The sequence below is a fragment of the Streptomyces cyaneochromogenes genome (assembly GCF_003963535.1).
GTDB classification, from domain to species: Bacteria; Actinomycetota; Actinomycetes; order Streptomycetales; family Streptomycetaceae; genus Streptomyces; species Streptomyces shaanxiensis.
In genome coordinates this window covers 5,224,456-5,237,859 of the sequence record NZ_CP034539.1, presented here as the reverse complement: position 1 = coordinate 5,237,859, position 13,404 = coordinate 5,224,456, and the positions used below count along the sequence as shown (strand labels likewise).

Below are 13,404 nucleotides of genomic sequence, written 5' to 3'. Positions count from 1 at the left end.
ATGGGCATTCTCACTCTCCTGCGGAACGCGTTCGGCCGGTCCCGCAAGGGGCGTACCGCCGAAGCAGAGGGTGCGACTCCTTCGCCGGAACCGCAGCCGGCGGTCCCCTCCCCGTCCCCCGAACCCCAGCCGACGGCTACCGCCCAGGTACCGGAACCGCGCGTCGCGGAGCCGACCGCACCGGAGGGACCGGAGACGCCGGAGACGCCGGAGACGCCGAAAACGGCAGAGGCGGCAGCGGACCCGGCGGAGGAAACGTCGAAGGACGAGCACGAGCTGGTCTCGGCCGCCTTCAACAACGTCACGGTGCCGAAGCCGGCGAAGCCGGTGGAGACGGTGACGGAGGGGGAGGCTGCGCCGGAGGGGGCGGTTTCTGGGGAGGCTGCGGCTGAGACGGCCGTGGCTGAGGAGGCGGCTGCCGAGACGGCGGTTGCTGAGGAGGCCGTCGCGGAGATTTCGGTGGCTGAGGAGGCTGCGGCTGAGACGGCGGTGGCCGAGGAGACTCCGGTTGCCGAGGAGACTCCTGTTGCCGAGGAGGCATCTGCCGAGACCCCGGTCGCCGAGGAGACCGTCGCCGAGGCGCCGGTGGCCGAGGAGCCGGTCGTAGAGGAGCCGGCTGCCGAGGAACCGGCTGCCACCGAGCCGGTCGCGGAGACCCCGGTCGCCGCAGAGCCCGAGACCGAGCCGGTCGTCGATGAGCCGGCCCCGGTTGCCGCGGCCGAGGAAGCGGCACCCGAGCCGGAGCCGGTCGTCGAGATCACCCCCGAACCGGCCGCCGAGACGCACGACGAGCCCGCGGCCGCCGACGGCGAGGACGCCCCTCAGGGGCCACTGGCAGCCGACGACGAAAGCAGCACGGGTGGTGCGGGTGGGAACCCGGAGGCCGAAGGCGAAGCCGAGGCCACCCCTGCCACAGACTCCCCCGCGGCCGCCGACGGCGAGGACGCCCCTCAGGGGCCACTCGCAGCCGACGACGAAAGCAGCACGGGTGATGCGGGTGGGAACCCGGAGGCCGAAGGCGAAGCCGAGGCCACCCCTGCCACAGACACCCCCGCGGCCGCCGACGGCGAGGACGCCCCTCAGGGGCCACTCGCAGCCGACGACGAAAGCAGCACGGGTGGTGCGGGTGGGAACCCGGAGGCCGAAGGCGAAGCCGAGGCCGAGGCCACCGCCGAGCCCGAGGCAGTCGACACCGCCCCCAAGATCCCCCGAACCCTCCGCACAGCCCACCGCGCAGCCGCCACCGCCCTCAAGAAGCACGACCTCACCGGCACCCACGCCAAGGTCTACCTCGTCCTCGACCGCTCCGCGAGCATGCGCCCGTACTACAAGGACGGCTCCGCCCAGGCCCTCGGCGACCAGACCCTCGCCCTCGCCGCCCACCTCGACCCCGAGGCCACGGTCCACGTCGTCTTCTTCTCCACCGAGCTCGACGGCACCGGCGAACTCACCCTCACCGACCACGAGACCAAGATCGACGAGCTCCACGCCGCCCTCGGCCGCATGGGCCGCACCAGCTACCACGTAGCCGTCGACGAGGTGGTCACCCACCACCACAAGACCGCCCCCGACACCCCCGCCCTGGTGATCTTCCAGACCGACGGCGCCCCCGACGCCAAGACCCCCGCCACCCACGCCCTCACCGAGGCCGCGAAGAACCACCCCTCCGTGTTCTTCTCCTTCGTCGCCTTCGGCGACCCCGAGCAGAAGGCCTTCGACTACCTCCGCAAGCTCAAGACGGACAACACGGCCCACTTCCTGGCCGGCGAGACCCCCCTGGAGCTGACCGACCAGCAGGTCTACGAGGGCATCCTGGCGAACTGGCGCCCGTAGCTCCGCCCCCGGGTCACCCCGGACCACCCCCGGGCCGCCCCGGTAGCCCACCCCGGCCGCCCCTTCCCACCCCTCAAAACGGGAAGCGGGCGGCCCACCCATGTCGGCTACGATTTCAAGGTTCGCAAAACCAGCAGCAGAACCGACCTGGGAGCATCCCCCGATGGCTCGACACCTCATCACCAGCGCCCTTCCGTACATCAACGGAATCAAGCACCTGGGCAACATGGTGGGGTCCATGCTCCCGGCGGACGTGTACTCCCGGTACCTCCGCCAGCGCGGCCACGACGTCCTCTACATCTGCGCCACGGACGAGCACGGCACCCCGGCCGAGCTGGCCGCGAAGGAGCAGGGCATCCCCGTGGCGGACTTCTGCGCGCAGGCGCACGACGCCCAGAAGGCGGTCTACGACGGCTTCGCGCTGGCCTTCGACTACTTCGGCCGCAGCTCCAGCTCCCAGAACGTCGAGATCACCCAGCACTTCGCCCGCAAGCTGCACGAGAACGGCTTCATCGAAGAGCGCGCCATCCGCCAGGTGTACAGCCCCACCGACGGCCGCTTCCTCCCGGACCGCTACGTCGAGGGCACCTGCCCCCACTGCGGCTACGACAAGGCCCGCGGCGACCAGTGCGAGAACTGCACCCGCGTCCTGGACCCGACGGACCTCATCAACCCGCGCTCCGCGATCTCGGGCTCCACGGACCTGGAGGTCCGCGAGACCAAGCACCTCTTCCTCCTGCAGTCCAAGCTGCAGAGCGAGGTCATGGAGTGGGTCGCCCGGCACGACGGCGTCTGGCCGCACCTGGCCTCCTCGATCGCCCACAAGTGGCTGACCGAGGGCCTGCACGACCGCGCGATCACCCGTGACCTGGACTGGGGCGTCCCGGTCCCGGCGGACACCTGGCCGGAGCTGGCGGCCGAGGGCAAGGTCTTCTACGTCTGGTTCGACGCCCCGATCGAGTACCTCGGCGCGACCAAGGAGTGGGCCGACCTGGACCCGGAGAACCGCGACTGGAAGTCGTGGTGGTACGACGTCGACACCGACGTGCGCTACACGCAGTTCATGGCGAAGGACAACGTCCCGTTCCACACGGTGATGTTCCCGGCCACGGAACTCGGCATCCGCGAGCCCTGGAAGAAGGTCGACTTCGTCAAGGCCTTCAACTGGCTGACGTACTACGGCGGCAAGTTCTCCACCTCCCAGAAGCGCGGCGTCTTCACCGACCAGGCCCTGGAGATCCTCCCCGCCGACTACTGGCGCTACTTCCTGATCGCCAACGCCCCCGAGTCGGACGACGCGTCCTTCACCTGGGAGCACTTCACGGCGACGGTGAACAAGGACCTCGCCGACACGCTCGGCAACTTCGTCAACCGCGTCCTGTCCTTCTCCAAGAAGCGCTTCGGCGAGGAGGTCCCGGCGGGCGGCGAGCCCGGCGAGGCGGAGGCGAAGCTGGGCGAGCAGATCGCCGAACTGCTCGCCGAGTACGAGAACCACATGGAGACCCTCCAGTTCCGCAAGGCGTCGGCGGCCCTGCGCGCCCTGTGGTCGGCCGGCAACTCCTACCTGGAGGAGAAGGCCCCCTGGCTGGAGATCAAGACCGACAAGGACGGCGCCGCCCTCACCCTGCGCACCGCGATGAACCTGATCCACCTCTACGCGGTGGTCTCGGAACCGTTCATCCCGGCGACCTCGGCAGCCATGCGCCAGGCCTTCGCCCTGAAGGACGACACCGCGACCTGGGTCGGCACGGACGAGGCGAAGTCCCTGACCGCCGTCCCCGTCGGCACCCCCTTCACCGTCCCGCCGGTCCTCTTCGCCAAGCTCACGGACGAGGACCTGGAGACGTACAAGGAGCGCTTCGGCGGCGAGTAGGCACGAAACGAGACAGGGCGAACGGGCCCGGAACCCGCCTCACCGGCTGGTTTCCGGGCCCGTTCGCTTATGCCGGTCACTCGCGTACGCGAGCGCCGGCGCGCCGACCACCGGGGCGGCGTAGACCAGCGGGAACGGGATGTGGGCGTACCACCGCGCCCGCGCCACCGTCACGGCCCCGACGAAGAGCTGACAGAGGGCACAGGCGCTGGGGCTTCATCGCCAGAAGCAGGTGAATCTTTTGGCCGATCAGTGCTCAAGTTGGGGACATCACGCGGATGTTGCCCATCCGCTTGGCACGGATAACCCCCCACCCCCACCATGCCCCCCGCGACGACCGTAAGGTTTCCGCCATGGCAGTCCCAGAGGTCATCCCGATCGCCTACGAGCCGCACGGCCGTACCGAGGCGATCGGTCATTACGCGGACGGGCAGTTCATAGGGTCCGTCACGTACGCCTTCCCCAAGGGGTTCGAGCTCGAGGCCGGCTGGGAGGACCACAAACGCCTCTACTCGGTCCTGCACACCTTCGACGCCGACGGCAGGTACCGCGACTCGGAGATCTGGTGCGCCGGCACCTGGGCCGAGCAGCAGCGCGCCCCGCACGGCCCGGAGTCCGTCCTCGCCCGCGCCCGCGCCCACCTCGCGACGATGCTGCGCAGCCTCCCCCGGCGTACGTACACGGACATCGCGATACGCCCCTTCCAACTCACCGTGGACAGCGTGCTGTTCGGTCTGCTGACGGGAGTGGACGAGGGCGAGCCCTGGGCCGAGCTCTACCCCGACCACCTGGGGTTCGGGGCACCCTGGGACGGTACGTACGACACCTGACCGTTCACGACACCTGATCGTTTACCCCCCTATGCCCGGACACCCCCGAGGCGCTATACATGGCGAAGATCACGCAAGCCAGCGAGACGCCATCAAGTGGGGGGATCCATTCATGGCACTGTTCGGAAACGCGCACACCATCGACCAGGGGCAGGCACAGCAGGACTACGCGCGCCTGCTGGGCCACGGTGAGCAGGTGCACGCCGCGTACCTGCTGATACGCGACACCATCCTGTTCACCGACCGCCGTCTGATCCTGGTCGACAAGCAGGGCATCACCGGCAAGAAGGTGGAGTACCACTCCATCCCCTACCGCAGCATCACGCACTTCGCGGTGGAGACGGCCGGCACCTTCGATCTGGACGCCGAGCTGAAGATCTGGCTCTCGGGTTCGGCGACGCCGATACAGAAGACGTTCACCAAGGGCGTCGACATCTACGAGGTGCAGGCGATCCTGACGCAGTTCGTGGCGAAGTAGCCCGTTCACACGTGTGCGGCCGCCCTCCTGTCGGGGAGGGCGGCCGCACACGTCGTTCTACGAGCGGACCTCCTGCTCAGGGGGCCAGGCAGCTGACGCCCGGGGCGCCGGCCGGGTCCAGCAGGCCGGCCGGGTCGAGGAGCGCGGCGGGGTCGGCGAGCCCCGCCACGCCGGCCGGGGTCTCGGCGAGACACGTGAGGGTCCCGACCGGGTCCGGAACGGCGTGGGCGGCCGGGGCCATGGCGCCGGCGAGGGCGAGGGCTGCGAGCAGGACGGTGGCGGTGCGCCGCATGGCGACCATCTCCTTGTCAGAAAGGAAGCGGATCGTCCGGTTGGACAGAGCGATCATTGCGGTTTTCCTCCCGCGACCTCGCCCTCCGTCACCCGCGCGGGGATGAAGCAACGATCCGCCTCCGGTGCCGGGTTGACCGGGCCCTGGGATAGGATCCGGCCACTTGTGCGAGGGCGGGGGCCCTCGTTGGGGAGGGAACCTCACGTGGGCAGACACGCCCTGAGACGGGGCGGTCGAGCCGCTCTCGTCTCCGCGCTCGCGGTCGCCGTGGCGGCCGGCTCCATCACCTTGTTCGCCGGATCCGAGGACGGCGGCGGGGCCGCGCAGGCCGCCACCGCGGCGGCCGGGACGACCGAGATCGTCCTGGACGACCCGCGCACCGAAACCCGGCGCACAGAGCAGCTGCTCGCCGCGGGCGATACCGGCTTCCTGCACCGGCAGGCCTCGGTCCCCGGGCTGCTGTGGACGGACTACGACGACGGCAGCACCGTCACCGTCCAAGGCCCGAGCGGGGTCTATGAACCCACCAACAGCCGGAACTGCTACGAGATCTCCCAGCCCTGTCGGTCCGGCACGTTCGGCCAGGGCGCCGACACCGTGGCGCTGCCCCACTACTACTCCGACTATCCGATCTCGCTGTGGACGCCCGGCGGGAACGGGCTGACGACCGTCGACCTGAACGGCAGAGACTACGCCGGTACCTACGGCACCACCCTCGTGTCGGCCGACCGTGACGCCGTCACCGACGGTCACGGCGTGGACGGCACCTGGCTGGAACTCACCGACATCGTCGACGGCGAGCAGCGCGACCGCGCGGTCACCGGCTGGCCGGCCGACGCGGACTGGTCGGGTGGCTTCGGCTCGTCCCCGCGCACCGGCGACAAGGACGGCGCGCTGCTCTCCTACCCGGTCTCCGACGGGAGCGGCTCCGCGACGACGTACACCGTCGGCTATCTGGACTTCGCCACCGCCCAGTTCACGCCGGTCTTCACGGGCGCGGACACCATCCCGGACCTGGTCCTGACCGCGGACCGGGTCGGCTGGTACACCGAGGCCGCCGGTCTGCACCTCAAGCCGCGGGCCGATCTCACGGCCGAGGAGACGGTCCCGGTGGCCGGCACGGAGAACAACGCCTCCCCCGACCCCGTCCCCGTCCTCGTCGGCGACTGGGCGGTCTTCACCAACGGCCCCCTCAAGGCCGTCTCCCTGACCGACGGCACCACGAAGACCCTGCTGACCGCCTCGTACGGCGTCCCGCTGGCCACCCCCGACGGCGGCGCCCTCGTCACCGGCGGCACCACCACGGCCGACTGGTGGGTGCAGCGCGTGAGCCTCGGATCCGACGGCGCCCCGCAGGTGAAGAGGCTGACCAAGATCGCGCCGTACGAGAACAAGAAGACCGGCATCGCCCTCAGCCGCGGCAGTCTGCGCGTCGTGGAGGACAACCCCAGTAACGCCAACAGCGACACCACGTCCCTGCGCACGCTCACCACGAACGGCGGCACCGAGCTGACGGCGTCCGCGATCACGGAGTCCTCGCCGGTCAGCCCGAAGTGCCCGTACGCGAACACCGCGTGCTCGGCCCTGTGGGGCAACTTCGACGGCACCGACGCCAGGGACGTCTACCTCGACACGTACTACGACAGCGACGAGGGCGGCAGCGGTCTGGAGAACGCGGACCGGCTGGTCAACATCGGCTACGTCCCGCTGGAGTTCCACACCGAGGGCGGCTCGATCGTCGATGTCTCCGACGACTACGCCGTCTACGACTCCGGCGGCTCCGCCCCGATGCAGTACGTCGGCGAGTTCGGCCAGGGCCAGAAGCTGAAGCGCTCCGTGCGTGCCGCCGCCCTGAACGGCTCGACCCTGTGGAGCGCCACCGCCACCGCCGGGCAGCTCACCTCGTACAGCCTCGTCACCGACAAGACCCTCGCCACGGTGACCGTCCCCGGCCTCGGCTGTGTGCCGAGCGAGCTGCAGGCGGCGGGCCGCTGGGTGTACTGGGCGTGCGGGACGGGCTCGGCCGGTGTGTACGACACCAAAGCGCGTACGTCCGTGGCCGTCACCCCGGGTGACGTGCTCCTCGGCGACGGCTTCACCGTCCGCCACGACCACGACGCCGACCGGCTGGTCCTGACCGAGGCGGCCACCGGCTCCTCCCGTGTGATCGCCTCCGGTCTGCCCGACAGCGGGCTCGCCGTGGACCGCCGTTTCCGCTGGACGGTCGACGAGTACACGGGCCTGGTCGCCTGGTTCGACGCGCGCGAGCAGACGCACGTCGCCACCACCGGCGTCGCCCCGTCCGCGGTGACGGCCTTCGACTCGGAGGTGGACAACTTCGTGGACCCGGCGGTGCCGTTCAACGGCCACTGGCTGGTGTCCCGCCCGGTCACCTCCTGGTCCTTGACCTTCACCTCGGTCCAGAGCGGCGCGAACGGAAAGGCCACCCGCACCCTTACCGGCGGCGCGTCCTCGGCGTGGGTGTCGGCGAACTGGAACGGCAGGACGGCGAGCGGGAGCTACTTCCCCAACGGCTGGTCGACCTGGGCCCTCAAGGCGACCGGCCTCGGCACCTCCGCGCCCGTCGCGGTGACCACCGGCAAGGCCTACGTCGGACGCGGAGCCCCCGTGCGCCACGACTTCGACAGCCCCGACGGCCCGGACGGCCGGGGCGACCTGGTCACCCTCAACTCCTCCGGCGGCCTCACCTTCCACGCGGGCACCGGCACGGGCAAGCTCGGTGAGAAGACGACGGGCACCGGCTGGCCCACCACCATCACGGCCGTCCCCTTCGGCGACCTGAGCGGCGACCGCTGCAACGACGTCCTGATCCGCTACAGCAGCGGCGCCCTGCGCCTGTACAAGCCGGGCTGCGGCGCGACGGTCAAGCCGTCGACGTCGTACACGACCCTCGCGACCAGCGGCTGGACGCAGTACAACGCGCTCACCTCGCCCGGCGACGTGAGCGGGGACGGACGCCCGGACCTGATCGCGAGGAACTCGTCCACCGGAGCGGTCTACCTCTACAAAGGCACGAGCGACGGCAAGCTCGCCTCCCGCGTCAAGCTCTACGACAACTGGAAGGGCTACAAGAAGATCGTCGGCGTCGGCGACATCACCGGCGACGGCCGGCCCGACCTCCTCGCCCAGGACACGGCGAACACCCTCTGGCGCTACGACGGCAAGGGCGACGGCACCTTCGCCGCCCGCGTGAAGGTCTTCGCCGACTGGGGCGGCTCGTACAACGCCGTGGTCGGCATCGGCGACATCACCGACGACGGCCGACCGGACCTGGTCTCCCGCGACACCAGCGGCAACGCGTGGCGCAACAGTGGGGACGGCAAGGGGTCGTTCGGGTCGCGGGTGAAGATCGCGAGCGGGTGGAGCGGCTACAAGTCCCTTTCGTAGCGGGTGAGTTGCGGCCACCCACTCCCTTAAGGCGCCCGTTGACTGCTGGTCACCGGGCGCCTTTACCATCCCGCGCGTGACGTCGGCGCACAAAAGGTGCGCCTGGGGTTGAGGGGACGCACATGACGCACACGCCGCGCATGACACGTATGACGTGCATGACCCGTACGACCATGAAAAGACGTATACGCAAGGGCGGTTGGCGAAGCGCCGCCGTTCTGCTCTCCGCGCTGCTGAGCGCGACGCTGCTCTCGGCGGCCCCGGCCGGTGCCGTGGACGGCGCGGTGCCGGGTGACTTCAACGGCGACGGCTACGGGGACGCCGTCCTGCCCGCGCCGGGCGCCGACGTGGCGGGCCAGGAGGCCGCGGGGGCGGTCGTCGTGCTGTACGGCTCGTCGGCCGGTCTGTCGCCGACGCGGCGCAAGACCTTCACGCAGAACTCGACCGGGGTACCCAGCTCCCCCGAGGCCTACGACCGCTTCGGCGGCGCCACCGCCACGGCCGACCTGAACCGGGACGGCTATGCCGACCTGGTGGTGTCGGCGCCGTACGAGGACACCGCCCGGGGCAAGGACACGGGGCTGCTCACCGTGCTGTGGGGCAGCAAGGCCGGTCTCGCGAGCGCCACCGAGCTGCCGATTCCCTTCATGCCGGGCGCGGGGTGGGCGGAGGGGGCGGCCTACGGCAGCGACCTCGCCGCGATCGGCCTCGGCCCGGGTGAGGGGACCGAGGTGGTGGCCGCGGGCCGCAAGCTCGGGGCCGCGCACTTCGAGGGACCGTTCAGCCGCACCGGCACGTCCGGGTCCCGGTGGATCACCTCGGAGATGGAGACCACGGCGTTCACCAGCTTCGGACTCGGCGACTTCAACGGCGACGGCAAGCCCGACGAGGCCGCCGCCACCGCCCACGACGTGTACATCCCGCCCATGAAGCTGAACGAGATGGCGCAGGGCGACGGCCGCGTCGTCGCCACCGGTGACGTCAACGGCGACGGCCGCGACGACGTCGTGGTCGGCGACCCCGAGGAGCCCACGGCGCCGGCCAGCAGGGAAGGCGCGCTCGGGGGCCGGGTGATCGTCTACTACGCCGGGTCGAACGGGATCAACAACGACGTCCAGCCCGTCGTCCTCACCCAGAACACCCCCGGCGTCCCCGGCACCAGCGAGAAGAACGACGCCTTCGGCGCCTCCGTCGCCGTCGCCGACCTCGACCGGGACGGCGTCGACGACATCGTCGTCGGCACCCCCTACGAGGGCGTCGCCGGCAAGAACCGCTCCGGCGAGGTGACGGTGATCCCGGGCCGGAAGACGGGCGCGCCCGGCACGGGCTCGTATGCGTTCAACCAGTTCACGGCGGGCGTCGGCGGCGGCAACGAACTCGACGACTTCTTCGGTACGACCGTCTCCGCCGGGGACGTCGACGGGGACGGCAGGCCCGAGCTGTTCGTCGGCGCGTCCGGCGAGAACAACTTCACCGGTACGGTCTGGGTGTTCCCCGGCGCCGCGTCGGGGCCGATCGCCAAGGGCAGCCGCGTGTTCAACGCGTTCTCCGTCAACCTAACCCAGCAGAACGGCACGCTCCTCGGCGGCAACGGGCTGCTCTGGGTCATCTAGCGGGCTGCGCGCCGGCCCCCTCGGCCATCGCATGTGAGCTCGGGGCGGATGTGTCCGCACACACCCGCCCCGAGCCCTCTGGGCTGGTCAGCTCGCCGAGGCCGACGCTCCCGGCTGGACCGAGTCGTCCGTGCCGGTGTTCGTCGCCTCCGGGTCGACGCCGACCGTGATGGTCGCGAGGACGCCCTTGGCGATGTCGTTCTTCTGGTACTTCAGCTTCAGCAGACCGCCGGTCGTGCCGCTCTGGTCGTAGATCGTGTCCTCGTCGAGCGTGGTGCGCTCGGTCGTGGACGTCGAGTACGGCTCCACCTCGGCGGAGAGCAGGACCGTCTCCTCGTCGAAGAAGAACTGGCCGGTGTGGCAGGTGTTGCCGCCCTCGTAACCGGCGTCCGTCCACTCGCCGCTCACATGCACCTTGGTGTGGATGTGGACGCAGCGGCCCTGGTACCAGCCCGGGAAGATGGTCCTGAAGGTGACGAAGCCCTTGCGGTCCGTCTTCCAGGTGCCGCGCAGATAGCGGGTGTCACTGGTGGGCTCCTCGTGCCCGCCGCCACCGCCGCCGCCGGACGGGGGCTCACCGGTCGGGGTGCCGGACGGCACGTCGGTGGGGGTGCCCGAGGGGGCGTCCGTGGGCGGCGTGCCGCCCCCGCCGCCGCCCGAGAAGCTCTCGTAGCCCGAGTACAGGCCGAGCGCGTCGCAGTGCCAGACATCCACCGCCGCGTTGGAGACCGGCTTGCAGGTCTCGGCGTCGATCACCTTGATGCGGAGGGTGAGCGGGATGCCCTCCTTGTCCTCGGTGATGTCCTGGCGGAGCTTGTCGGCGTCGATGTAGTAGGGACCCTCGGTGGTCTCCGAGGTGAGCTTGTAGCACGTCTCACCGGCACTGGAGCTGCTGCTCGGCGACGCCTTGGCACCCTTCGCTCCGGACTCACCCGCGAACGCGCCCGCCGCGACCGTGCCGCCCACACCCACCGCCGCGGCGGCTCCCGCACCGGCGACGACGACCTTGCGACGCGTGAGGTCCCGCTTGTGTTTCGGCCCTTCGGCCGTCTGGTTTCCCGTCATGCCCGGAACGCTAGGTAAGAGGGCTGTAAGCAACGTGGGTGTGGGCTGTGGCTACCTGTGGAAGCTGAAGGGGCCCGGAACCGTGTCGGTTCCGGGCCCCTTCTCAGCCTCTTGCTGCGTGCCGCCTACTTCGGCTGCGGCTTGCGCACCGACAGGTGCAGCTCCTTCAGCCGCGCCTCCTCCAGCTCCGTCGGCGCGCCCATCATCAGGTCCTGGGCGTTGCCGTTGAGCGGGAAGGCGATGGTCTCGCGGATGTTCGGCTCGTCGGCGAGGAGCATGACGATGCGGTCCACGCCGGGCGCGATGCCGCCGTGCGGCGGGGCGCCGAAGCGGAAGGCGCGCAGCATGCCGGCGAACTTCTCCTCGACGGTCTCGCGGTCGTAGCCCGCGATCTCGAAGGCCTTCAGCATGATCTCCGGCTCGTGGTTCCGGATCGCGCCGGAGGACAGCTCGACGCCGTTGCAGACGATGTCGTACTGCCAGCCCAGGATGTCCAGCGGGTCCTGGGTCTGAAGGGCCTCCAGACCGCCCTGCGGCATCGAGAACGGGTTGTGCGAGAAGTCGATCGCGCCGGTGTCCTCGTCCTTCTCGTACATCGGGAAGTCGACGATCCAGCAGAACCGGAAGACGCCCTCCTCGAAGTGCCCGGCGCGCTTGGCGGCCTCGACCCGCACCGCGCCCATGATCTTCGAGACCTCGTCGAACTCGCCCGCGCCGAAGAACACGGCGTGACCGGCCTCCAGGCCGAGACGCTCGGTGAGGACCTTGACGTTCTCCTCGGTGAGGAACTTGGCGATCGGGCCGGTCAGCGAGCCGTCCTCGGCGACGCGGACCCAGGCCAGGCCCTTCGCGCCCTGGGAGACCGCGAAGTCACCGAGCTGGTCGAAGAACTTGCGGGGCTGGGCGGAGACGTCCGGCACCGGCAGCGCGCGCACGTGCTTGCCGGCGAACGCCTTGAACTCCGAGCCTTCGAACACGTCGGTGATGTCGACGAGCTCCAGCTGGGCGCGCAGGTCCGGCTTGTCGGAGCCGTACTTCAGCATCGCCTCGCGGAACGGGATCCGCGGGAAGGGGGAGGTGACGTGGCGGCCGCCGCCGAACTCCTCGAACAGCTCGGTCATGAGCTGCTCGATCGGCTGGAAGACGTCCTCCTGCTCGACGAAGCTCATCTCGACGTCGAGCTGGTAGAACTCGCCCGGCGAGCGGTCCGCGCGCGCGTCCTCGTCACGGAAGCAGGGCGCGATCTGGAAGTAGCGGTCGAAGCCGGAGATCATCAGCAGCTGCTTGAACTGCTGCGGCGCCTGCGGCAGGGCGTAGAACTTGCCCGGGTTCAGGCGGGAGGGGACGACGAAGTCACGGGCGCCCTCGGGGGAGGTCGCGGACAGGATCGGCGTCGCCATCTCGTTGAAGCCCAGCGCCGTCATCTTGTGCCGGATCGCCGAGATGACCGACGTACGCAGCAGGATGTTCTTGTGCATGCGCTCGCGGCGCAGGTCCAGGAAGCGGTACTCCAGGCGCCGCTCCTCGTTGACCCCGTCCTCGGTGTTGATCGTGAACGGCAGCGGGGCGGCCGCGCCGAGCAGCTCGACCTCGCCGACCTCGACCTCGACCTCGCCGGTGGGCAGCTCGGAGTTGATGTTCTCGGCGCCGCGGGAGACGACCTTGCCGTCGATGCGGACCGTGGACTCCTTGGAGAGCTTGTCCAGGGCCTCGTACGCGGGCGTGCCGGGGCGGGCGACGAGCTGCGTGATGCCGTAGTGGTCGCGCAGATCGATGAAGAGGATGCCGCCCAGGTCGCGCCGATTGTGCAGCCAGCCACTCAGTCGGACGTCGGTACCGACGTCAGAGGAGCGGAGCTCGCCGCAGGTGTGGGACCTGTACCGATGCATCGTCGTTCATCCAGTCTTCGCGGATCGGGGGGCCTGTTTCACGTGAAACTTTCCGTGAAACCTCACCCAAGCCTACCGGGGACCCCAAGATCGGCTCCCCACCATTACTGCGCGCCCATACGC

At 70.1% G+C, this 13,404-nt stretch carries 9 protein-coding genes; 6 read left to right on the top strand and 3 right to left on the bottom strand.

The genetic code is table 11. From position 1 onward, the window contains the following. The 4 genes from EJ357_RS23760 to EJ357_RS23745 all read left to right on the top strand — a co-directional run bounded on the left by EJ357_RS23760 (nucleotide 1) and on the right by EJ357_RS23745 (nucleotide 5,014). Nucleotides 1-1,833 (top strand): VWA domain-containing protein, encoded by a 1,833-nt coding sequence (locus tag EJ357_RS23760; RefSeq protein ID WP_126393581.1) that lies wholly within the window; start codon nucleotides 1-3, stop codon nucleotides 1,831-1,833. Between the two features lie 163 nt (nucleotides 1,834-1,996). Next, on the top strand, nucleotides 1,997-3,706 hold the full coding sequence (gene metG, locus EJ357_RS23755) for a methionine--tRNA ligase (RefSeq protein WP_126393580.1): 1,710 nt from the start codon (nucleotides 1,997-1,999) through the stop codon (nucleotides 3,704-3,706). A 353-nt stretch (nucleotides 3,707-4,059) separates the two neighbouring features. Further along, the gene (locus EJ357_RS23750; RefSeq protein WP_126393579.1) at nucleotides 4,060-4,536 is read left to right on the top strand and encodes a hypothetical protein; all 477 of its coding nucleotides are present in this window, start codon (nucleotides 4,060-4,062) and stop codon (nucleotides 4,534-4,536) included. 112 nt (nucleotides 4,537-4,648) lie between these two features. Continuing rightward, nucleotides 4,649-5,014 (top strand): PH domain-containing protein, encoded by a 366-nt coding sequence (locus EJ357_RS23745; protein ID WP_048581363.1) that lies wholly within the window; start codon nucleotides 4,649-4,651, stop codon nucleotides 5,012-5,014. A gap of 76 nt (nucleotides 5,015-5,090) precedes the next feature. Here the strand turns inward: EJ357_RS23745 and EJ357_RS23740 are convergent, their stop codons facing one another. Continuing rightward, nucleotides 5,091-5,363, bottom strand: coding sequence for a hypothetical protein (locus EJ357_RS23740; protein WP_228473142.1), 273 nt, complete (start codon nucleotides 5,361-5,363; stop codon nucleotides 5,091-5,093). Nucleotides 5,364-5,510: 147 nt separating this feature from the next. On the opposite strand from EJ357_RS23740, the gene EJ357_RS23735 reads away from it, so the two are divergent. Both EJ357_RS23735 and EJ357_RS23730 read left to right on the top strand, forming a co-directional pair. Next, on the top strand, nucleotides 5,511-8,714 hold the full coding sequence (locus tag EJ357_RS23735; protein ID WP_126393578.1) for an FG-GAP repeat domain-containing protein: 3,204 nt from the start codon (nucleotides 5,511-5,513) through the stop codon (nucleotides 8,712-8,714). 173 nt (nucleotides 8,715-8,887) lie between these two features. Beyond that, entirely contained in the window at nucleotides 8,888-10,327 is a 1,440-nt protein-coding gene (locus EJ357_RS23730; protein ID WP_126393577.1) for an FG-GAP-like repeat-containing protein, read from the top strand. An 87-nt stretch (nucleotides 10,328-10,414) separates the two neighbouring features. Here the strand turns inward: EJ357_RS23730 and EJ357_RS23725 are convergent, their stop codons facing one another. Both EJ357_RS23725 and aspS read right to left on the bottom strand, forming a co-directional pair. Beyond that, nucleotides 10,415-11,392, bottom strand: a complete 978-nt coding sequence (locus tag EJ357_RS23725) for an intradiol ring-cleavage dioxygenase (RefSeq protein WP_126393576.1) — start codon at nucleotides 11,390-11,392, stop codon at nucleotides 10,415-10,417. A 125-nt stretch (nucleotides 11,393-11,517) separates the two neighbouring features. Beyond that, nucleotides 11,518-13,281, bottom strand: coding sequence for an aspartate--tRNA ligase (gene aspS, locus EJ357_RS23720; RefSeq protein ID WP_126393575.1), 1,764 nt, complete (start codon nucleotides 13,279-13,281; stop codon nucleotides 11,518-11,520). Nucleotides 13,282-13,404 lie beyond the last annotated feature (123 nt).

Bases quoted from the DNA above. Each gene is read 5' to 3' on its own strand.
- EJ357_RS23760 (WP_126393581.1), top strand. From the start codon at position 1: ATGGGCATTCTCACTCTCCTGCGGAACGCGTTCGGCCGGTCCCGCAAG.
- metG (WP_126393580.1), top strand. From the start codon at position 1,997: ATGGCTCGACACCTCATCACCAGCGCCCTTCCGTACATCAACGGAATC.
- EJ357_RS23750 (WP_126393579.1), top strand. From the start codon at position 4,060: ATGGCAGTCCCAGAGGTCATCCCGATCGCCTACGAGCCGCACGGCCGT.
- EJ357_RS23745 (WP_048581363.1), top strand. From the start codon at position 4,649: ATGGCACTGTTCGGAAACGCGCACACCATCGACCAGGGGCAGGCACAG.
- EJ357_RS23740 (WP_228473142.1), bottom strand. From the start codon at position 5,363: ATGATCGCTCTGTCCAACCGGACGATCCGCTTCCTTTCTGACAAGGAG.
- EJ357_RS23730 (WP_126393577.1), top strand. From the start codon at position 8,888: ATGAAAAGACGTATACGCAAGGGCGGTTGGCGAAGCGCCGCCGTTCTG.
- EJ357_RS23725 (WP_126393576.1), bottom strand. From the start codon at position 11,392: ATGACGGGAAACCAGACGGCCGAAGGGCCGAAACACAAGCGGGACCTC.
- aspS (WP_126393575.1), bottom strand. From the start codon at position 13,281: ATGCATCGGTACAGGTCCCACACCTGCGGCGAGCTCCGCTCCTCTGAC.